Consider the following 21,209-nt stretch of genomic DNA (forward strand, 5'->3'; position numbering starts at 1 on the left):
GTGAAACGTTCTTTTCAAAATCCAATTATTCCTACTTTACCAACTTTTATTGGTGAAAAACAGACACTTAATTATAAAGCAATATGTGTATTTGCTGCTACAGGATTCTTTTTGGATCAAGATACTTATTATAATGAACAAACAGCTCTAAAGCCAGCAACTAATTATATTCTTAATGGAAATAAAATAGAAGATGAAGTTACCTATTTTAAATGGTATTACAATCCTATTGAGAGACCATTGCAACAAATAGTACAAGAGTTTGCTGAATTATTTGAAACAATTATTAAAGAGCAAGTCCAAGACCAAATTGTAATTTTACCTTTGTCAGGAGGATTAGATAGTCGCACACAAGCTGCAGCTTTATATCATTTAGGTAATGAAGTGAACGCTTATAGTTATGAATTTCTAAATGGACATAATGAAACACTTTATAGCGAACAGATAGCAAAAGCATGTGGCTTTTCATTTCAAAAGTGGGTTGTCCCAAAAGGCTATTTATGGGATAAAATTACCGAACTAGCTAAAATTAATAACTGTTATTCAGAATTCACTCATCCTAGACAAATGGCTTTTATTGAAAAGTATGCTCAAATGGGTGATGTTTTTAATTTAGGACATTGGGGAGATGTTTTATTTGACGATATGCATGTTGAAGAAGATTTATCCAATGAACAACAAATTGAAATATTGGTTAAAAAAGTAGTTAAAAAAGGAGGTATAGAATTAGCAAATTCACTTTGGAAATCTTGGAATTTGCAAGGAAATTTTGAAATATATTTGAAGGATAGAATTCGAATCCTACTTGAAAATATAAACATTCCTACAAGTGCCAATGCTCAAATAAGAGCATTTAAAAGCCTATATTGGGCACCAAGATGGACAAGTACAAATTTGTCAATTTTTAAATCGGTAAAACCTATTTCTTTGCCATATTATGATGACAGAATGTGCAAATTTATTTGTACGATTCCTGAAAAGTATTTAAATGGGAGACAAATACAAATTGAGTATTTAAAATTAAGAATGCCTGAGTTAGCCAAAATTACATGGCAAGAAAAAAGACCATTCAATTTATACACATACAAGAATAATAAATTTCCTTATAATTTTCCTTTTAGGGTGCTAGACAAACTTAAACGTATAGTTTCTTCTAAAAAGTTTATTCAACGTAATTGGGAATTACAATTTTTAGGAGAATCAAATGAAAAAGAATTAAAACAATGGTTGTTTGAAAATGATAATTTCAAAAATCTGGTAGAACCACAATTGGTCTTCGAACACTATTCCAATTTTAAAAATAGAGATGCTGTTTATTATTCACATAGTGTAAGTATGCTGTTAACTTTATCTTTGTTTGCTAAAATTAACCAATATGAAAAGTAAAAAGATAGCCATTTATTCAGGTGAAATACCATCTACTACTTTTATTGAAAGATTAATTATGGGTTTAGCAGAATCAAATAATAAAATTTATTTGTTTGGTAAACAAAATAAAAAAATTGACTATCCCAAAAAAGTGAAATTAATTACTTATTCTAATAAAATAAGTAAAGCAATATTATTATTTAAATATACAGTTTTAGTAACTATTTTTAAAAATAAAGACAAAAAGAAATTAGACCAATATATTCAACTTCAGCCAAATAATATTAGGATTAAAAAAATAAAATACTATCCTGTTTTATGGCATAGCCCGGATATATTTCATTTGCAATGGGCTAAAGGTATAGAAGATTGGATGTGGGTACAAGAATTTGGGATAAAATTAGTCTTAAGTTTACGTGGTGCTCATATTAATTATTCACCAATCACCTTTCCTAAATTTAAAGATATTTATATATCTTGTTTTCCAAAGATTGATGGTTTTCATGCTGTCTCAAATGCTATTTCAAAACAATCTCTTTCTTATAAAGCTGATGAAAAGAAAATAAGAACTATTTATAGCGGTTTAAACTTAGATAATTTAAAATATGAAGCTAAAGAGTTTGAAGATTTAACTAAGAATTTATCTATTGTTTCAATTGGACGAACTCATTGGGTTAAAGGCTATAATTATGCATTAGATGGAATGAAACATTTAGATTCTAAAAATATTTCATTCAATTACACAATCGTAGGAATAAATAATGAAGAAGAAATTCTTTTTCAAAGAAATCAATTAAATTTAGAATCTAAAATTTTTTTTAAAAATCAATTGCCATTTCAAGAAGTTTTAGAATTAATTAGAAAAGCACATATTATTTTGCTTCCTAGTGTGGAAGAAGGAATTGCAAATGTAGTTTTAGAAGCTATGGCTTTGGGAACTTTAGTTGTTTCTACAGATTGTGGAGGAATGCAAGAGGTAGTAAAAGATGGAGAAAATGGTTTTGTTGTTCCTGTAAGAGATGCTCAAGCTATAGCTCAAGCTATATTGAGAGCTAGAGATTTAACATTGAAAGAGTATAACGAAATGACAAAAAATGCTAGATTGATTATAGAAAGACAACATGCTACAGAAAAAATGATAGGTGATTTTAATTCGTTTTATAATATCATTTTAAATAAAGAACTATCATGAAAATAGGTATTGTACTTCCTTCAGTTCCTGCATATTCTGAAACATTTTTTGTTTCAAAAATAAATGGTTTGCAAGAAAATGGCTTTCAAGTAGTATTATTTGTAAATGATTACCAAGAGAATTCCAAAATTAATTGTCAAATAATTTCTGCACCTAAATTTTCTAAAAATAAACTTAAAAATGCTTTTATAAGTATTTATTATCTTTTTAGAAGCCTTTTTTTAAAATTTAAACCCGTAAAGAAAATGTATTTTTTGGATAAAAAGGATAATTTGTCTTTTTCTGATAGGATAAAGAATATAATTATAAACAGTCATATTTTAAATCATGAATTGGATTGGTTGCATTTTGGTTTTGGTACAATGGCTATTTATAGAGAAAATGTTGCAGAAGCAATTGGAGCAAAAATGGCAATTAGTTTTAGAGGGTTTGATCATTATGTGTATCCATTAAAAGATAAAAAATGTTATGAATTGGTATTCTCAAAAAAAATCAAATTTCATGTCTTATCTGAAGGGATGAAGAAAGATTTACTTAGTTTTGGAATTGAAGAAAAAAATATTGTTAAGATTACACCAGCTATAGATGAGAATTTGTTTTTCAGCGATTTAAAATTTGTTGATAAGCCAGTTTTTTTAACTATTGCGAGATTGCATTGGATAAAAGGACTAGATTATATAATTGAGTCTTTATCAATTTTAAAAGCAAAAGGACACAATTTTGAATATAGAATTATTGGTGAAGGCATTGAGAAAGAAAAATTACAATTTCTAGTGCACCAATTAGGATTGAATGATAAAGTGGTTTTTTTAGGAAAATTATCACCAATTCAAGTTAAAGAGGAATTAGAGAATGCTTCTTATTATATACAATACAGCCATCAAGAAGGTTTTTGTAATGCTGTCTTAGAAGCCCAATCCATGGGTAAAATTTGTCTAGTAAGTGATGCTGACGGACTCATTGAAAATGTAATAGATAATGAGACTGGATTTGTAGTGCCTAAAAGAAATTCAGAAATTTTAGCCAATAAAATAATATTAGCCTTAAAGTTGGGTACTGATGCAAAAGAAATATTAATTAATAATGCAAAAAAAAGGATAGCAACTAATTTTAGTATTGAAGATCAAAAAATAAAATTTATCGATTTTTATAAAAACCAATTCAATTGAAAATATTTATAGCACATAAAAACATACCAATTGAGAATGTAAAAAACCTATTTATATTGGTTAGGCCTTTCTATTCTTCGCATTGGAAAGATGACTATGAATTTATTGGTATGAATGGTTTGTCAATTTATATGACTTCTTCAATCAAAGAAGCAGATATCATCTTATTACCATTTTCAATTAATTATTATTTAAATACAGGAAAAAAACATTTGTTATTAGAAATAAATACAATTGGTATTCAGGAAAATAAAATGATACACTCTTTTGTTAGTGATGATTTTGGGCCTAAATATCCAGAATTTTCAAATATTATTTATTACAGAATGAGTGGATTTTATTCTAAATTAAGTAAAAATAATAAAGGTTTTCCTGTAGCTTTATCTGATCATTTTCAACGGTTTTATACTATTGACAATCCAATACCTAAATCTAAAAATGTATTACCTATAGTCGGTTTTTGTGGACATGCAACTAGAGATTTTTCAAAGCGAAATAAAGAAATTATAAAATGTATTATTGAAAATATTAAAAGATTTGTTAAAAACCCCTTCAATCGAGTTTATGAGCCACTTTTTGCTTCAGCATATGAAAGAGCTACAGTTTTAGAATATTTAGAAAATTCTGCTTTAATAAAAACAAATTTTATATTTAGATCATTATATAGAGGAGGAGCAAAATCAGTAGAAGATAGGTTAAAAACAACATTAGAATATTACAATAATATAAATGAATCCGATTATGTGCTTTGCATTAGAGGAGCAGGTAATTTTTCGGTTCGTTTTTATGAAACTTTAATGATGGGTAAAATACCTATTTTTGTAAATACAGATTGTTTATTACCTTTTAATAATAAAATAAATTGGAAAAAACATGTGGTTTGGTTAGAATGGAAGGATAGGAAAAACATAGCTAAAATTGTTTCTGGGTTTCATTCCAAATTATCAGATGAGGATTTTATTAAATTACAGTTAGAAAACAGAAAATTATGGAAAGAAACACTTTCTATAGAAGGAATGCTAGAAATGATTTCAAATGATATTTAGTTACTTAAAATATTTAAAACCTATTTGGTATTTTAATTTAATGCCAAAAGTTGATCATTGTTATTTTCCATCAAAAAAACAATTGGAAGAAGATGATTTTCATCTTGAAATGGATGATAATTATATTTCAGAAATAGCTAAATATCACGATTTAGCATGGCAAGCATTTCAATCAGGTTTTATTTCAAATAAAAATGAAAAAGGGATAGATGTTTGGGGAGGATATAATTTTTCTCCCGAAGATGAATTTCGATTCTTGAGAAAAAATTTCCATAGAGCTTGGGTAATTTATGTTTTGCTTATTAGGTTGTTTTCTTTTCATAATCCTTTTAAAGAAATCAAGGGGTTTTTAAAAACGAGTACCATAAAACGAGTTGATTATTCAAAAAACATTTTAAATAATTTATCTTATGATAGTTTTGTAAGTCCTTTAGTTGCTTCAAAGCCCTTTGTATCGGTAGTAATACCTACTTTAAATAGATATGAATATCTCAAAGATGTTTTGAAAGATTTAGAAAAGCAGACATATCAAAATTTTGAAGTGATTATTGTGGATCAAACAGACGATTTTAAAGAAGAATTTTATAGCAATTGGAAACTAAATTTAAAATTTTGGTTTCAAAAAGAAAAAGCATTGTGGAAAGCAAGAAATGAAGCCATTCAATCTGCAAAAGGAGATTATATTTTATTATACGATGACGATTCATTAGTTGATGAAAATTGGGTTTATGAGCATTTAAAATGTTTAGATTTTTATCAAGCCGATTTGTCTTCTGGAGTTTCTATTAGTAAAATAGGGGCAGAAATTCCTAAACATTATAGTTATTTTAGATGGAGTGATCAATTAGATACAGGTAATGTGTTGTTGAAAAAACAAATTTTTTATAGTATAGGTTTTTTTGATTTACAGTTTGAAAAACAACGTATGGGAGATGGTGAATATGGATTAAGAGCCTATCTTGCTGGTTATAGGAATATTTCAAATTGTAACGCAAAACGTATTCACCTTAAAGTAAGCCAAGGAGGTCTAAGACAAATGGGAAGTTGGGATGGTTGGAGACCCAAGAAAATCTTTGGACCAAGACCAGTTCCTAGTGTTTTATATTTGTCTAGGAAATATTTTGGTAATAAAGCTTCTATTTATTATATAATGCATTCTATTTTGCCATCATTAATACCCTATAAATTTAAAAAGAATAAGCTTTTGAAATTAATAGCGTTTTTGTTATTACCTTTATTATTACCTTTAATATTATATCAAATTTTTGTTTCTTGGAAAAAATCAACTCAAAAAATTAAAAAAGGAATGTTAATAGATAATCTATGAGAATAAAAAAAATTATTGGCGGTATTAAATTTAAAATCCTTCATAGGAAAGAAAAATTTGAAGACAGGATTTTAAATGGAAAAAAATTAAAGGTAGTTAAGAAAACATTGCCTTCAAAAAGTGATGTTGATGATATTTGGTTTACTTTATTAGCAAAAGAATCAAAAAACATTTATGATGTGGGCTGTAACGTCGGTTATACCAGTTTAATAGCATTGACAAATGAAAATGTAGAAAAAATCATTTTAATAGATGCCAATCCTGAAGCTTTGTCATTGGCTCATAAAAATATTATATATAATGGATTAATACATAAAACAGTCTCTTTCTTAGGTTTCGTTGGAAATTCAATGAATGAAGAATTGGATTTTTATACTGTAGGTCATGGGGCTGCAGGTAGTGTTTATAAAAGTCATGCAGAAACTGCTGCTTCTATTGGAAGTTCTATAAAGGTTAAAACAGTTACTTTAGATTTTTTAATTTCATTTTTTGAAAATATACCTGATTTTATAAAAATAGATGTTGAAGGAGCAGAATATGAGGCTTTAAAAGGACTAACAAATACAGTAAAAAGTAATAAAATTAAAATTTTGGTTGAAATGCATTCTAATAAGGAAATGACTATGGAAATGAATGCCGAAAAAGTTATTAAGTGGTGTGAATCTGTTAATTATAATGCATGGTATATGACATCAAAAGAAAAGTTAGTTGATGCAGAATTTGTTAAACATAGAGGTAGATGTCATTTTTTATTACTCCACAAAGAAGAAGTGTTTCCTGATTATTTAAGATAAACTGCACTTAGTTTCTTAAAATAGATTAAAAGATGAAAATTTTACAAGTAATAGATCGTTTAAATGTAGGTGGTGCAGAAAAAGTATTTGTTGATATATGTACAATTCTTTACGAAAAAAATCCAGATACAATTACTGCTTTTTTTCTATTAGATAAAGGTAAATTAAGTGATAAATTGCCTCATGAATTAAAAAAAATTGAACTCAATAGAAATGATAAATGGAGTTTAAAAAAAATGAGTCAATGTGCTCAGATAATAAAAGAATATGATATTATTCACTGTCATTTTAGACATGTTTATAAATATATTAGATTGGTATCTTTTTTATTTAATTGTAAAGTTGAAATACTCTTACATGATCATTATGGATCTATAATGATAGACAAGAAGATTCCTTTTTTAATGGATACTCTTTTAAAACCCAAGCATTATATAGGAGTTAGTTCTACTTTATGTGATTGGGCAAGAGAAAAATTGCTTTTAGATTTTAATTCAGTATATCTTTTAGAAAATATAGTTTTAAAAAGTAAAGAACATAAAAAATATCCTTTTAAAAATTTAGTTTTAGTTTCAAATATAAAGGCGGTTAAGAATAATCTATTTGCTGTTGAAATCATGAAATCCTTATCACTTTCACTTGTTTTAATAGGAAATAATCAAGATAATGATTATTTTAATCTTGTAAATAATAAAATTCATGATGAAAATTTACGCTGTTCAATAGACAGTACTATTACTAATGTACAAGAAGTATTACGTAATTTTTCTTTAGGATTGCATACTTCAATATCGGAATCAGGACCTTTGGTTTTGATCGAATATTTAGCGCAAGGATTACCTTTTTTGGCTTATGAGACTGGAGAAGTTGCAACCATCCTTAAGCCTCATTTTCCAGACTATTTTATCGACAATTTTGATTCTGATTTATGGAAAGAAAGAATAGAAATGTTATTAAATAAAAAACATGATATTAATAAGATGAAGCAAATTTTTGAGACTTATTTTGGTTCTGAAAATTATTATAATAAGCTAATTGCAATTTATAAATGTATAAAAAACTAATTGTTGTTTCTGATACAGCCATGTTAAAGAATTCAAAAGAAAATTTAGCTTTTGGTCCTGTAGTAGATGAGTTAGAGTTCATAGAATCACTATTTGACAAAATTATTTGGATAGGTTATCATTTTCCTGAAAAAGAAAATGATAAGTCCATGAAGATAATAAAAAAGTCTAAGATAAAATTGGTAATGTTGCCACAAATTGGTGGGAAATCAATTCTTTCAAAATTAAATATTATTTTGCGTTATCCTGTTCTTTTTTTTGTTATTTTAAGATATGTTTTTTTTGCTCCAGTGATTCATACAAGAGGTCCTTCGCATCCAGCCTTTATCGCTATTGTGATTTCTTTTTTTATTCGAAAAAAAATATGGTGGCATAAATTTGCAGGTAGCTGGGATGAATCAACTTTGCCCTTTTTTTATGTTTTTCAAAAAAGAATTTTACAGAAATATAAACATGTTAATGTTACGATAAATGGATTTTGGAACGATCAGCCTGAGCATTGTTTTTCTTTTGAAAATCCAAGTTTAAATGAAATAGATATAAGAAGAGGGGAAGAAATATTTAAAAATAAAACTTATACCGAACCTTTTGTATTCTGTTTTGTAGGTAGAGTTGATGAAGCAAAAGGGATGCATCAAGTTATTAGTGTGTTGAAAGGAATATCAACTGATAAAATCGAAGTTGTACATATTGTTGGTGATGGACCAAAAATTGGAATGTACAAAGAAGCATTAAGATTTTTAGGATCGAAAGTGGTTTTTCATGGCTTTCTAGAAAAAAATGAAGTACATTCTATCTATGAAGTTTCCCATTTCCTTTTATTGCCATCTGCATCAGAAGGTTTTCCAAAAGTTGTTGCGGAAGCTGCTTGTTATGGTGTTATTCCAATTGTATCTAATGTAGGTAGTATATCACATTATATAAATGATAAGAACGGTTTTCTATGGAATATTGGAAACGAAAATTATGATATGGTGTTTCTGAAAGCAATTTCAGAAAATGAAATTCTTCTAAAAGAAAGGGCAACAATTTTACTACCTCTTGCAAAAAAGTTTACTTTTACAGAATATTTTAAAAAGTTAAAAAACACTATTTTAAAAGATGATTGAACAATTTAATTTTTTTCTTAATGATATTGGAAGAATAATTGGTAAAAAAAAATACCGTTTTTTGATTGTTATTTTTACTAGATCATTTTGGGGATTATTTATATATAGGTTTGAAAGGAGTGGTTATTTAATATTTAAAAGATGGTATTCTTTTATAAGATTACCTCTATTGCCATTTTTGATTGTACTACAAAGTTTCTCTAATATAGATATTCATTATAAAGCAAATATAAAAGGAGGAATTTTGATTTTGCATCCTTCTTTAGGAATTGTAATATCTGGAAGAGCCATCATAGGAAAAAATATTACTCTTACAGGAGGAAATGTTATAGGTTACAATGAAAAATCAATTGGGAATGAATTTACTATAGGTAATAACTGTGTATTAGGAGCAAATGCTGTAATAATTGGTAATGTTGTTTTGGGTAATAATTTATTTGTTGGAGCATCTGCGTGTGTTACTAAGTCATTTTTTGAAAATGATTTAACTTTAGTAGGTGTGCCAGCTAAAAAAATGTTATTTAATGAAAAATGAGTTATTAGATAAATATAATAGTACTAACAAAACATATATTATAACCTTGTTTTTATATATGTTGTTAGGTGTTTTAATATATATATTTAAGCCTATTTCAGTTGTTTATGCATTACTAATTTTTGTGATTGGTTGTTTTGTAATCATAAGAAATAAGAATAAGAATAATGAAGTATTATTTTTTTGCGCCTATGTAATAAGTGCTGAGGTTTTTTTAAGAATGACAAAAGGAAATATTGGTAATGAATATGGGAAATATTGCGTCATAATATTTTCTCTTTTAGGAATTTACTTCAGTGGTATTTCTAAAAAAGCTATTCCATATGCTGTATTTCTTTTATTTCTAGTTCCAGGAATTATTTATGGAATTTTATCTTTAAGTTTTGATGCAAATATCAGAAAGGCATTAGTGTTTAATTTACTTGGACCTATATGTTTGGGAATTTCTTCATTATATATTGTTGGCAAATCTTTTAATTTCCAACAAATGGATAAGTTGACAAGATGGATGCTTTATCCTATCATTGCTATGGTGATTTATATGTTCTTGTATAATCCAAGTATAAGAGATGTAGTAACAGGTACAGATTCTAATTCTGCAACTTCTGGTGGGTTTGGCCCTAATCAAGTGTCAACCGTTTTAGGATTAGCCATGTTTATTGTATTTGTAAGAGTTCTTTTCTTTTCTAAAAATACTTTTCTATTGCTATTCAATATTTTCTTTTTGTTAGTTTTGGCATATAGAGGTATTATTACATTTTCTAGAGGTGGTGTTTACACTGGCTTAGCAATGATTTTATCATTACTGTTTTTTACTTATTTAATGGTTTCAATAAAAGCAAAAGTAAAACTTGGTTTAGCGAGTCTTTCTATGGTTTTTTTTGGAATTTTAGTGTTCGCATATAGCATTTCTCAAACAGGGGGATTAATTTTAAATAGGTATAAAGGTGAAGATTCACTTGGAAGAGAAAAAAAGAGTAGATTTTCTGGAAGAGAAGAATTAGCAACGACGGAGATACAAATGTTTTTAGACAACCCTATTTTAGGTGTTGGAGTAGGTAAAAATAAAGAATATCGTGAAGAATTAACAGGAATAAATGCCGCTTCTCATAATGAAATAACTAGAATGTTAGCAGAACACGGAATCTTAGGTGTATTTAATTTATTAATATTGTTTTTTACCCCTATTGTTTATTATTTTACAAATAGGAAATACATTTTCTTATTCTCGTTTTTTATTTTTTGGTTTTTAACGATTAATCATGCAGCTATGCGAATTGCTGCATCTGCTTTTATTTACTCATTAACCTTGTTAAATTTTTCATTTGATGAAAAGCCTATTATACATAGGGAATAAACTTTCTAAACACGGTCTCAATAAAACCACAATTGAAACCTTAGGAAAATCTTTGGAAGAAGAAGATTATATAATATTTTATGCTTCAGATAAGAAGAATTTCTTTTTTAGAATAATGCATATGATTTTTAGTGTTTTCAAATATTATAAAAAAATAAATTTTATAATAATTGATACTTATAGTACCAAGGCATTTTGGTATGCCTTAATGGTAAGCCAATTGGCTAGGATTTTAAGAGTCAAATATATCCCAATTTTGCATGGTGGCGATTTACCTAATCGGTTAAAAAATAACCCTTATTTATGCCGATTGATTTTTGAAAATGCCTATGCAAACATAGCTCCTTCAAATTACCTGAAAAGTGAATTTGAGAGCAAAGGTTTTACTAATTTAATTCATATCCCTAATGCAATAAATCTAAAATGGTATCATTTTAAAGAGAGAAATGAATTTCAACCTAAATTGCTTTGGGTAAGAGCATTTGCTACTATTTATAATCCTGTCATGGCAGTAGAGGTTTTCTACGAAATTAAAAAAAAATATCCCAATGCTATACTTACGATGGTTGGGCCAGATAAAGATGGAAGTTTAGCTGTTACTAAAAAAAGAGCGGATGAGTTAGGCGTTAAAGTAAATTTTACAGGGCAATTGTCTAAAGAAGATTGGTGGAAGTTATCTGAAAGCCATGATATATTCATAAATACGACTCATTTTGATAATACACCAGTAAGTGTATTGGAAGCTATGGCTCTAGGGTTACCAATTGTTTCAACTAATGTAGGAGGAATACCCTATTTAATAACACAAAATAAAACGGGGCTTTTGGTTAACGATAGTTCAATATCGGAAATGGTTTTGGCAATTGAAACCATTATTTTAGATGCTACAAGAGCAAAAATAATAACTCAAGAGGCTCGAGTATTTGTTGAAAACTTAGATTGGGAACAAGTTAGAGAAAAATGGAAATCAATATTACATTAGAAAATTAGTGAAATTGTGCATTTTAAGTATTTTATTGTTTAATTTGCAACTGAATTTTTCCCCAAATTATGTCAAGTACCAAAAAAATACACTTTGAAATTTCAGAAAGAAAGATCCTACTTCGCTTATTTGATGTGTTTTTTGTTCTATTATTCTTATTTATTATAGATAAGTATTTTGAATTTAATTATTTTGAGATTAAAGCTAATAATTATTATTGGGTCATAGTATTGGCTCTTTATATTAATATTATTGGAACTGTTTTTGAAATGTACAATTTGCAAACCGCAAATAATCGTTTTTTAGTAGTAAGAAGTATTGTGTTAACTGCAGCTGTAACCAGTTTGTTGTATTTATTAACTCCTTTTTATACTCCTATACTTCCTTCTAATCGGTTACAAATCCTTTTGTTTTTCTTTGCTATTCTTAGTGCACTATTAGTGTGGAGAAATCTTTATATCTATTTTTTTGCTGCAAATCGATTTTTGAAAAAAGTGCTTTTTGTAGGAAGTAGTAAAAAAATGGAGAGTTTGGTTGAAGAACTTACTAAAGTAAACCCACATTACCATGCAGTGGGTTTTGTTGCTACAGATGACAAAAGAAATAAGACAAAACTTACAGAATTTTCAATTTGCGAATTAGAATCGTTATTTGTAACTAATTATATTCCAGAAATAGTAGTTACAAACGAGAATAGTAAATCTATTTCTCCAGAATTATATACTCAATTATTAAAGCTACTAGAAAAAGGAGTTGTGATTAGGCAATATTCCGAAGTATATGAATACAGCACTAATAGACTACCTATCCATTTTGATGATAAAGAATTATACAAGTTTTTTCCTTTCAGTAGAAGTAATCATAATGCCTTGTATGTCTTTTACAGTCGTTTTTTTGATATTTTGTTCTCCTTTGTGGGGCTTTTCGCTTTAGGAGTCATTTTACCATTTTTATATCTCTTGAATTTTTTATGGAATAAAGGTCCTCTTTTTTATACACAAGAAAGAGTGGGTAAGAATGGCATCTCTTTTGAGATTTATAAATTGAGAACTATGATTGTAAATGCTGAAAGTGAAGGAGCGGTTTTTGCACAAGTAAACGATACAAGAATTACACCTTTTGGGAAATTTTTAAGAAAAACAAGAATAGATGAAGTGCCTCAATTCATTAATGTGTTAAAAGGTGAAATGGGAATCATTGGGCCTAGGCCTGAACGCCCTATTTTTGTTGAAGAAATTGCAAAAAATATCCCTTTATATCAAACTAGGCATGTTATTAAACCGGGTTTAACCGGATGGGCACAAGTCAATTACCCTTATGGAGCAACTCTAGAAGATAGTTTGATGAAATTAAAATACGATTTGTACTATATAAAACATCGCAGTTTGTTCTTAGATATTAATATTGTAATGAAAACGTTGAGTACTATCCTTTTTGCAAGAGGACAATAGCTTGGTTTCTCATTGGATTATTTCTATATCTGTTTTTTTCTTCTGCGTAATGATTCTGCTAAAAAGAAGGAAATGAGCAACGATAAAAGGCAACATCAAATACAAGTGAATTTTAGTTGTCATGTAAACCAAATAGAGAACTAGCATCCCAGCAATTATCTTAACCCATAACTTTATCATTTTGAAGTTGTCTTTCTTATAGTAATATACTAAAACTAAATACAGAGGGTTAAAAAGCATAGCATTATAATTCCACACTACTTCGTCATGAAAAGAATAAAAGCCTACAACACATAAAAAAACACCTATTATGCCTACAAGGGTAAAATAAAAAGTATTCAGCCACTTTTTATACAATAAAACAATAATGGAAAGAATTACAATTATTGTATAAATACTATTCCAAAAAGAAGGTTTAAAAGCAACAGCTTTAGCTTCAAAAAGCGTTTTTGTTTCATTAGCTAAAGGTTTTTTATCAATAGAAGTGTTTTTTAATACTTCCAAGAAATCAAAAGGTAAAAAAAGACGTTCCGCTTTTTTATCTACTTTGGTTCCAAATATGATGTTTATGCCCAATTGCTCAAAAAAATGATTTTTAGAATAGGGAAAAAGGATTTCCCTATAACTAATCTCAACCGGTTTTTGAGTATGAATCAAAGAATCACCTAGGATATCATTTAATTTATCCACAACCATGTTGGTGCAATTCCTATCAATAAATTTGTAAGTGTAAAAACGACTTTCACTATTTATATCATCATTTAATGAATCAAAAAGTTTTTGCTTTTGCTCTAGAGTAAGATTTAATATTTGTTGGTAAATAGAACGATTTTCATAGCGATAAGCATATTCAAAATGCTCATACTTACTTACAGAAATAAAATATTGTAAATCCCCTTTTACAAATTTTAAAACAAAGTTTGGAGTGTCAAAATCAAAGGTGCCATAATTGTAAACTAAATCAATCTGATTTGGAACATCTTTAATTCTTACAGCCGTATGACCATACAAAGAATAGGATTCGTTACCAGCTCCACAGGTTAAAATGCTAATTTCTGCTCCATCGGTTAATGTTACTTTTTGAGCCAAACTAGGTAATGTTAAAAGTAAAAAAAGAGGGAAAAGTAATTTTGTTATCATGTTATTTTATGAATTGACTGGTTTTTACTTTATCTAAAAATGCTAAAATCTACTTTTAAAGAAAAAATATTAGAATACAAAGCCGCACTTTGATTACCTAAATCGGTTAAAGCATAGTCAATTTGAATTCCTTTGTACTTAAATCCTAATCCTACATTGGGCTGAAAACTCAACTTGTCAGAATTGTCGATTTGTGTTATTTTCTGAAAATTACCCACACCAGCTCTTAGAAAAACAAGATCAATGTAACCAAATTCAAAACCAATTGCAGGGTCAATACTTACAATATCGCTAGATATAATATCATTAGTACGCGTAAATTGCATATTTAAATTGGCTGCAGCCGTTAAACTATAATCGTATCTAAAAATATATTTTTTGGCTAAACCGAGCTGTGCTTTTGGTAAGGTAGCTTCACTAGTTTCGGGTAATTCTTGATTTTCACCAGGAACAGCATTTTTAATCTTTTCATACGCTTCTTTATTAATCGACCACGTATTATAAGTTGTAGTTATATCGCGCAACATCAAACCAAACAACCATTCATTATCACTTTGGTATTGAATGCCTAAGTCGAAACCAAAACCCCATGAATTGGCAAAATCACCAATAATTCGATGGATTACTTTCGCGTTTACACCATAATTTATCCCTTGAACAGGCAAGCTTCTTGCATAGGAAAAGGTGAGAGCATAATCAGCAGTAGAGAAAAGAGAAATTCGATTGTAATCAATATTTCCTTGACTATCAATTAATTGAGTTGTATTTAAAATATCATCAACCCCAAAACGAATTAACGATAGCCCTAAAGCGCTTCTGTCGTCAATAGGCATGGCAAAACCAGCATAATCATACTGAGCAATATTCGCAAAATAATTGGCGTGCATTAAAGCGATTTGTTTATCTTCTAATTGTAGTAAACCAGCCGGATTCCAATAACCAGAGTTTACATCATCCGTATGTGCTGTAACAGCATTACTCATCCCTAAAGCAGCAGCATCAACTCCAATGCTCAAAAACTCATTAGAATATTTTCTAAAAGTCTGACTATGTGAAGTTAATACATAAAAAAACAAAACAACAACAACTGTTTTTCTCAAAGCAAATTAATTTTTTACAAAGATGAAATAAAAATCTTAATTAGTAAACTCTAAATGTATTAACTTATTGTATTACATTTGTTCCAAAATTAGTAAAAACCAAACAATTGGCTCTTTTTACATCTTTTTCCTGCTGTTCGTTACAATCTTTTGTTATTTATTGCTTAAATAAAAAAAGGATTTTCACTTCCATCAGGGTTAAAGAAACAATCTAAGAGCATTTTTTAAGATTTATTTTATGAAGATTACAAAATTTATACCTAATACATTAACTCTTTTTAACCTCTTAAGTGGATTAATTGCAATTATATGTGTTTTCAATAATTTTTATGATCATGCATTTATTTTTGTCTGCTTAGGTATATTTTTTGATTTTTGGGACGGTTTTCTAGCAAGAAAGTTAGACGCTCAAAGCCCTATAGGATTGCAATTAGATTCTTTAGCCGATATGGTTACTAGTGGAGTTGTTCCTGGTGTAATGTTGTATAAATTGTTTGACACTATTCAACAAAACCAACCTGAATATATGTTAACAGAAGAAACATTTTACATGGGTGTAGTGCCTTATTTAGGTTTGTTAATACCTCTAGCTTCTTGTTATCGTTTGGCTAATTTTAATATAGATACCAGACAAACTAATTCATTTATAGGTTTGCCTACACCAGCAAATGCCTTATTTATCATGAGTATCCCCATGATTCAATATGTCGATAATTATCAATGGTTAACTGATGCATTGGATAATCCTTATGTTTTATTAGGAATCACTTTATTAAGTACCTATCTCTTAAATGCTGAAATTCCTTTATTTGCTTTAAAGTTTAAGACTTTTTCATGGAAAGAAGCAAAATTGCAAATAAGCTTTCTAATTGTCGCTTTAGCTTTATTACTAATGCTCAATTTTGTAGCCATTCCGCTTATTATTTTAGTATATATTTCTCTTTCTGTTGTCGTAAATAGATTTCAAAAAAGCAACTAAAAAGTGACCTATAAAAAAAACTATTCTTCTCCTAAAAGAAAAGTGGTAAGAAAAAAGAATTTTTCTTTTGGAAGAATAATGTTGTATGTGTTTTTTTTAATTACGCTTATAATTATTAGTTTAGGTGTCTATCAATTTAAAGATGGATTGCTTTATTACTTAGGTTTTAAAACTACTCACTCAGACGGACTTTCCGATGAAGAAAGAAAAATTGCCGATATTCGTATTTATGAAGTCCTTAGTGAACACCAGGATTTTATTTTTGGTATGGATGTTTCCGAATATCAAGGCGATATTGATTGGGTAAAATCACAAAAAGTTGAGGATACTTTTGCTTTATCTTTTGTCTTTATTAGAGCAACAGCTGGAAAGAATAAAGTGGATAGTAAATTTAAAAAGAATTGGAAAGAAGCAAAAAAAAATAATTTTGTTAGAGGAGCTTATCATTATTATAGACCTAATGAAAATTCCATTCAACAAGCAAACAATTTTATTAAGACGGTAAAATTATCCTCAGGTGATTTTCCACCCGTTTTAGATATCGAAAAATTACCTAGAACACAATCCTTAGATAGCTTAAAGGTAGGTTTAAAAAGGTGGCTTACAAAAGTGGAAAAACATTATAAAATGAAACCTATTATTTATTCTGGAGAAAGTTATTATAAAGATTTTTTACGTAAAGAATTTTCAGATTACCCTTTTTGGATTGCTAATTATAATCTTTGGAAAAAGAAGCCCGAAAAAGAATGGCTTATGTGGCAATTTACTGAAAAAGCAAAAGTTGAAGGAATTAAAGGAACAGTAGACTTAAATGTTTTTAATGGTGATTTTGTTAAATTTATTGAAGCAACTAAGCCATAAATAAAAAAAAGTTTTATATTTGTTTAACGAAATTTGAAAAACGATGAACAATATAAAGACTTCTTTTAGTGTAAAAGATCTTGAAAACCTTTCAGGAATTAAAGCGCATACTATAAGAATATGGGAAAAGCGTTATTCAATCTTTTCTCCAGATCGAAATGAGAATAATATTCGGTCCTATAATTCCGATGATTTATTAAAGTTATTAAATATTACTTTTTTAAATAATTTTGGATATAAAATTTCAAAAATATCTTCGCTTTCAAATGAAGAAATGAATAAACTGGTGAAACAAATTTATTCAGATAAAAACAGTTCCTCATTAGCGATATCTTCTTTTAAGTACGCTATGTTTAATTTTGACTCCAAATTATTTCATGACACTTTTCAGCAGTTATCAGGAACTAAAAGTTTTGAAGAGATTTTTTATGAAGTATTTATTCCTTTGTTAGATGAAATAGGTGTTTTGTGGCAAACAGCTACAGTTAGACCTATTCATGAACATTTTATTAGTTCATTAATTAAACAAAAATTATATACCGAGATTGAATCTGTTCAAAAGAAACACGATGATGATTTTAATAAAGTATTCGTTCTTTATTTACCTTTAAATGAAATCCATGAATTAGGTTTGATCTTTATAAACTATCTTCTATTAAACAAAGGTTTTCATACGGTTTATTTAGGGGAAAGTGTACCTATGGAAGATTTATCAGATATGAAGCTTTATTTTGATCAAGTTCATTTTGTTACCTATTTTACAGTTCAGCCACATCCAGAAGAAGTAGATAATTATCTAGCAACATTTTATGAAACGATATTAAAAAACACAGAACATAAGCTACATGTATTAGGTAAGCAAATCAATTATGCCAGTCAAAAGCAGGATAAGATTGCCTTTTATTCTGAAATTCAAAGTTTATTTCTAGATCTATAACGAATAGTTTGATAATAAAAAAACGCAAATGAATAAGAAAATAATAGTAATTGGTTCTGGTTTTGCCTCCTTATCTGCTGCTTGCTATTTAGCTAAAGCAGGTAACAAAGTGACAATTTATGAGAAAAATGATACGATAGGAGGAAGAGCTAGAAGATTATCTCGCGAGGGTTTTCATTTCGATATTGGTCCTACCTGGTATTGGATGCCTGGTGTTTTTGAAAAATTCTTTGCCGATTTTGGTAAACAAGTCTCAGATTATTATGTTTTAGAAAAATTAGCACCCGCTTATGATGTCTATTTTAAAGGAAATGAAAAAGTAACTATAGCCGACAATTTAGAAGCCATTGCTACTACTTTTGAAGCAATAGAACCAGGAAGCGCAAAAGAACTAAGATCTTTTATCAAAGAAGCACAAGATAATTACGCTATTGCGGTAGATAAAATGGTATATAAACCTGGCGATTCTATTTTTGAGTTGGTTACACCTGAAACAATTGCTAGAGTAGGTCAATTTTTTTCAACCATTTCTAAAGAGGTGAGAAAGCGTTTTAAAAACGAAAAATTAATTAAAATATTAGAATTTCCCGTTTTGTTTTTAGGAGCAAAGCCTTCCGATACACCGTCTTTTTATAGCTTTATGAATTTTGCTGATTTTGGATTAGGTACTTGGCATCCTCAAAAAGGAATGTATGCAGTAGTAGAAGCAATGGCACAATTAGCCAAAGAATTAGGTGTTACAATTGAAACCAGTGCTAATGTAAAAAAGATTGTAGTAAAAAATAAAAAAGCAATAGGTATTCAGGTAAATAATGATGAAATTTTAGCTGATCTTGTTGTAAGTGGTGCAGATTACCATCATTCCGAACAATTATTAGATATAGAATATCGCATGTATTCTGAGGAATACTGGAATAAAAAAGTTTTTGCACCTTCTTCTTTGTTGTTTTATGTAGGGTTTGATAAAAAGATTGAAAATGTTTCCCATCATACTTTGTTTTTTGATACCCCTTTCGAACCTCATGCTCAGGAAATTTATGATACTAAAGTATGGCCAAAAGAGCCCTTATTTTATGCCAGTTTTCCTTCTAAGACCGATTCATTTTTTGCACCTGAAGGAAAAGAAGCAGCCACATTTTTAATTCCTATTGCTCCAGGTTTAGAAGATACTAATGAAATTAGAGAAAAATATTTTCAAGTTATTTTAGATCGATTAGAAAAAATAACGCAACAAGCAGTAAAACAAAATGTTATATTTGTAGAATCATACTGTGTGAATGATTTTATAAAAGATTACAATTCCTATAAAGGAAATGCTTATGGGTTAGCCAATATTTTAACCCAAACGGCATTTTTAAGACCTAAGATAAAGAGTAGAAAAGTTCAAAATTTATTTTTTACTGGCCAATTAACCGTTCCTGGACCAGGTGTTCCACCATCATTAATCTCTGGAAAAATCGTAAGTGAAAAAATTATAAAAGAATTCTCATCATGAAAGCATTATTTGACCAAGCCTCTTTAGAATGTAGTAAAAAAATTACTAAGAAGTATAGTACTTCTTTTTCATTGGCCATTAAAATGTTAGCTCCAGAAATTCAAGACGACATTTATGCCATCTACGGATTTGTACGCTGCGCTGATGAAATAGTCGATACGTTTGAGGGTTTTGACCAAACCACATTATTAGACGAATTTGAAGCAGAGTATCAAAAAGCATTAGAAAGAAAAATCAGTTTAAATCCTGTTTTAAATGCTTTTCAACATGTGGTACATCGATATGGGTTGTATGAGTTGGTTGAGCCATTTATGAAAAGCATGCGAATGGATTTAACTAAAAAAGAATATAATTCATTAGCCGAATATGAAGAATATATTTATGGTTCTGCAGATGTTGTAGGTTTAATGTGTTTAAAAGTTTTTGTAAAAGGAGATGAAAAAAAATACAACGAACTAAAAGCAAGTGCTATGAAATTAGGTTCTGCTTTTCAGAAAGTCAATTTTTTAAGAGATTTGCAACACGATTATGAAAACTTAGGACGAGTTTATTTTCCAGGAATCAATTTTTCTTCTTTAACGAATGCCAATAAAGAACAAATTGTTAAAGAAATCAATGCCGATTTTGAAGAAGCATTTAAAGGAATTTTAAAGTTGCCTACAGAAGCAAAATTTGGTGTGTACACAGCTTATCGTTATTATAAGAGTTTGATGCAAAAAATAAATAAAACACAACCTGAAGAGTTTTTAAGCAAAAGGATTAGTGTTTCAAATCCTTTGAAATTAGTAATTTTGGGAAAATCGTATTTGCGTTACCAATTAAATATTATTGCCTAATGATTATTCTACTTTACATACTTGTTACTGTTGGTACTTTTTTACTCATGGAAGGTGTAACCTGGTTGACTCATAAATTTGTCATGCATGGTTTTTTATGGTATTTACATGAAGACCATCATCAGCCCAAATACCAAGGGATTTTTGAAAAAAACGATGCTTTTTTTGTCATTTTTGCCATTCCAAGTATTGCTTTGTTTTATTTTGGAATTCATCCCGAACTCAACTTTTTGTTTTTTATTGGTTTAGGAATTTTATGTTATGGAATTGCTTATTTTTTAATTCATGATGTATTGATTCACCAACGTTTTAAATGGTTCAAACATACCAAGAATAAGTATTTAATTGGCTTACGAAAAGCACATAAAATACACCATAAACATTTAGGAAAAGAACATGGGGAATGCTTTGGCATGTTGTATGTGCCTTGGAAATATTTTTCGATGTAAATCGTTAAACATTCATTG

Annotated in this window: 20 protein-coding genes; 18 read left to right on the top strand and 2 right to left on the bottom strand. The window is 28.5% G+C overall.

Features of this window, described 5'->3' with window-relative positions:
* The 12 genes from HALO113_RS17725 to HALO113_RS17780 all read left to right on the top strand — a co-directional run bounded on the left by HALO113_RS17725 (position 1) and on the right by HALO113_RS17780 (position 13,394).
* On the top strand, positions 1 to 1,386 hold the full coding sequence (locus HALO113_RS17725) for an asparagine synthase-related protein (RefSeq protein ID WP_159780472.1): 1,386 nt from the start codon (positions 1 to 3) through the stop codon (positions 1,384 to 1,386).
* A complete protein-coding gene (locus HALO113_RS17730) occupies positions 1,376 to 2,560 on the top strand; it encodes a glycosyltransferase family 4 protein (protein WP_159780473.1) in 1,185 nt (394 codons plus the stop codon). The genes HALO113_RS17725 and HALO113_RS17730 overlap by 11 nt, the downstream gene beginning before the upstream one ends.
* Complete coding sequence (locus tag HALO113_RS17735) at positions 2,557 to 3,729, top strand: glycosyltransferase (RefSeq protein ID WP_159780474.1); 1,173 nt, start codon at positions 2,557 to 2,559, stop codon at positions 3,727 to 3,729. The genes HALO113_RS17730 and HALO113_RS17735 overlap by 4 nt, the downstream gene beginning before the upstream one ends.
* Complete coding sequence (locus HALO113_RS17740) at positions 3,726 to 4,775, top strand: exostosin family protein (protein ID WP_159780475.1); 1,050 nt, start codon at positions 3,726 to 3,728, stop codon at positions 4,773 to 4,775. The genes HALO113_RS17735 and HALO113_RS17740 overlap by 4 nt, the downstream gene beginning before the upstream one ends.
* Positions 4,765 to 6,102, top strand: a complete 1,338-nt coding sequence (locus HALO113_RS17745) for a glycosyltransferase family 2 protein (RefSeq protein ID WP_159780476.1) — start codon at positions 4,765 to 4,767, stop codon at positions 6,100 to 6,102. The genes HALO113_RS17740 and HALO113_RS17745 overlap by 11 nt, the downstream gene beginning before the upstream one ends.
* Positions 6,099 to 6,896, top strand: coding sequence for an FkbM family methyltransferase (locus tag HALO113_RS17750; RefSeq protein WP_159780477.1), 798 nt, complete (start codon positions 6,099 to 6,101; stop codon positions 6,894 to 6,896). Before HALO113_RS17745 ends, HALO113_RS17750 begins: the two co-directional genes overlap by 4 nt.
* Before the next feature lie 32 nt (positions 6,897 to 6,928).
* Positions 6,929 to 7,960, top strand: coding sequence for a glycosyltransferase family 4 protein (locus tag HALO113_RS17755; RefSeq protein ID WP_159780478.1), 1,032 nt, complete (start codon positions 6,929 to 6,931; stop codon positions 7,958 to 7,960).
* Entirely contained in the window at positions 7,945 to 9,069 is a 1,125-nt protein-coding gene (locus tag HALO113_RS17760) for a glycosyltransferase family 4 protein (protein WP_159780479.1), read from the top strand. Before HALO113_RS17755 ends, HALO113_RS17760 begins: the two co-directional genes overlap by 16 nt.
* Complete coding sequence (locus tag HALO113_RS17765) at positions 9,062 to 9,604, top strand: serine acetyltransferase (RefSeq protein WP_159780480.1); 543 nt, start codon at positions 9,062 to 9,064, stop codon at positions 9,602 to 9,604. The genes HALO113_RS17760 and HALO113_RS17765 overlap by 8 nt, the downstream gene beginning before the upstream one ends.
* Positions 9,594 to 10,961 (top strand): O-antigen ligase, encoded by a 1,368-nt coding sequence (locus HALO113_RS17770; protein ID WP_236554793.1) that lies wholly within the window; start codon positions 9,594 to 9,596, stop codon positions 10,959 to 10,961. Before HALO113_RS17765 ends, HALO113_RS17770 begins: the two co-directional genes overlap by 11 nt.
* Entirely contained in the window at positions 10,933 to 11,943 is a 1,011-nt protein-coding gene (locus tag HALO113_RS17775) for a glycosyltransferase family 4 protein (protein ID WP_159780481.1), read from the top strand. The genes HALO113_RS17770 and HALO113_RS17775 overlap by 29 nt, the downstream gene beginning before the upstream one ends.
* 68 nt (positions 11,944 to 12,011) lie before the next feature.
* Positions 12,012 to 13,394 (top strand): exopolysaccharide biosynthesis polyprenyl glycosylphosphotransferase, encoded by a 1,383-nt coding sequence (locus HALO113_RS17780; protein WP_159780482.1) that lies wholly within the window; start codon positions 12,012 to 12,014, stop codon positions 13,392 to 13,394.
* Positions 13,395 to 13,403: 9 nt separating this feature from the next.
* Here the strand turns inward: HALO113_RS17780 and HALO113_RS17785 are convergent, their stop codons facing one another.
* Both HALO113_RS17785 and HALO113_RS17790 read right to left on the bottom strand, forming a co-directional pair.
* Positions 13,404 to 14,534 carry a DUF4105 domain-containing protein gene (locus HALO113_RS17785; RefSeq protein ID WP_159780483.1) on the bottom strand — a complete coding sequence of 377 codons (1,131 nt, stop codon included), beginning with the start codon at positions 14,532 to 14,534 and terminating at the stop codon, positions 13,404 to 13,406.
* A gap of 29 nt (positions 14,535 to 14,563) precedes the next feature.
* The gene (locus tag HALO113_RS17790) at positions 14,564 to 15,550 is read right to left on the bottom strand and encodes a PorV/PorQ family protein (RefSeq protein WP_159780498.1); all 987 of its coding nucleotides are present in this window, start codon (positions 15,548 to 15,550) and stop codon (positions 14,564 to 14,566) included.
* A 322-nt stretch (positions 15,551 to 15,872) separates the two neighbouring features.
* Between HALO113_RS17790 and HALO113_RS17795 the strand changes: the two genes are divergently transcribed.
* From HALO113_RS17795 to HALO113_RS17820, 6 genes are read left to right on the top strand one after another with little or no spacing between them, the layout of a single operon-like run.
* Positions 15,873 to 16,613 (top strand): phosphatidylcholine/phosphatidylserine synthase, encoded by a 741-nt coding sequence (locus HALO113_RS17795; protein ID WP_201297709.1) that lies wholly within the window; start codon positions 15,873 to 15,875, stop codon positions 16,611 to 16,613.
* Between the two features lie 3 nt (positions 16,614 to 16,616).
* A complete protein-coding gene (locus HALO113_RS17800) occupies positions 16,617 to 17,474 on the top strand; it encodes a glycoside hydrolase family 25 protein (RefSeq protein WP_236554797.1) in 858 nt (285 codons plus the stop codon).
* Positions 17,475 to 17,517: 43 nt separating this feature from the next.
* A complete protein-coding gene (locus HALO113_RS17805) occupies positions 17,518 to 18,411 on the top strand; it encodes a MerR family transcriptional regulator (protein ID WP_159780484.1) in 894 nt (297 codons plus the stop codon).
* A gap of 28 nt (positions 18,412 to 18,439) precedes the next feature.
* The gene (locus HALO113_RS17810) at positions 18,440 to 19,906 is read left to right on the top strand and encodes an NAD(P)/FAD-dependent oxidoreductase (protein WP_159780485.1); all 1,467 of its coding nucleotides are present in this window, start codon (positions 18,440 to 18,442) and stop codon (positions 19,904 to 19,906) included.
* Positions 19,903 to 20,742 carry a phytoene/squalene synthase family protein gene (locus HALO113_RS17815; RefSeq protein ID WP_159780486.1) on the top strand — a complete coding sequence of 280 codons (840 nt, stop codon included), beginning with the start codon at positions 19,903 to 19,905 and terminating at the stop codon, positions 20,740 to 20,742. The genes HALO113_RS17810 and HALO113_RS17815 overlap by 4 nt, the downstream gene beginning before the upstream one ends.
* Positions 20,742 to 21,191, top strand: a complete 450-nt coding sequence (locus HALO113_RS17820; RefSeq protein ID WP_159780487.1) for a sterol desaturase family protein — start codon at positions 20,742 to 20,744, stop codon at positions 21,189 to 21,191. The genes HALO113_RS17815 and HALO113_RS17820 overlap by 1 nt, the downstream gene beginning before the upstream one ends.
* Positions 21,192 to 21,209 lie beyond the last annotated feature (18 nt).

Source organism: Flavobacterium sp. 9AF, assembly GCF_902506265.1.
GTDB lineage: Bacteria > Bacteroidota > Bacteroidia > Flavobacteriales > Flavobacteriaceae > Flavobacterium.

Coding starts and splice junctions, on each gene's coding strand:
- HALO113_RS17730 (WP_159780473.1), top strand. CDS start 1,376: ATGAAAAGTAAAAAGATAGCCATTTATTCAGGTGAAATACCATCTACT.
- HALO113_RS17735 (WP_159780474.1), top strand. CDS start 2,557: ATGAAAATAGGTATTGTACTTCCTTCAGTTCCTGCATATTCTGAAACA.
- HALO113_RS17745 (WP_159780476.1), top strand. CDS start 4,765: ATGATATTTAGTTACTTAAAATATTTAAAACCTATTTGGTATTTTAAT.
- HALO113_RS17750 (WP_159780477.1), top strand. CDS start 6,099: ATGAGAATAAAAAAAATTATTGGCGGTATTAAATTTAAAATCCTTCAT.
- HALO113_RS17755 (WP_159780478.1), top strand. CDS start 6,929: ATGAAAATTTTACAAGTAATAGATCGTTTAAATGTAGGTGGTGCAGAA.
- HALO113_RS17760 (WP_159780479.1), top strand. CDS start 7,945: ATGTATAAAAAACTAATTGTTGTTTCTGATACAGCCATGTTAAAGAAT.
- HALO113_RS17765 (WP_159780480.1), top strand. CDS start 9,062: ATGATTGAACAATTTAATTTTTTTCTTAATGATATTGGAAGAATAATT.
- HALO113_RS17770 (WP_236554793.1), top strand. CDS start 9,594: ATGAAAAATGAGTTATTAGATAAATATAATAGTACTAACAAAACATAT.
- HALO113_RS17775 (WP_159780481.1), top strand. CDS start 10,933: ATGAAAAGCCTATTATACATAGGGAATAAACTTTCTAAACACGGTCTC.
- HALO113_RS17780 (WP_159780482.1), top strand. CDS start 12,012: ATGTCAAGTACCAAAAAAATACACTTTGAAATTTCAGAAAGAAAGATC.
- HALO113_RS17785 (WP_159780483.1), bottom strand. CDS start 14,534: ATGATAACAAAATTACTTTTCCCTCTTTTTTTACTTTTAACATTACCT.
- HALO113_RS17795 (WP_201297709.1), top strand. CDS start 15,873: ATGAAGATTACAAAATTTATACCTAATACATTAACTCTTTTTAACCTC.
- HALO113_RS17805 (WP_159780484.1), top strand. CDS start 17,518: ATGAACAATATAAAGACTTCTTTTAGTGTAAAAGATCTTGAAAACCTT.
- HALO113_RS17810 (WP_159780485.1), top strand. CDS start 18,440: ATGAATAAGAAAATAATAGTAATTGGTTCTGGTTTTGCCTCCTTATCT.
- HALO113_RS17815 (WP_159780486.1), top strand. CDS start 19,903: ATGAAAGCATTATTTGACCAAGCCTCTTTAGAATGTAGTAAAAAAATT.
- HALO113_RS17820 (WP_159780487.1), top strand. CDS start 20,742: ATGATTATTCTACTTTACATACTTGTTACTGTTGGTACTTTTTTACTC.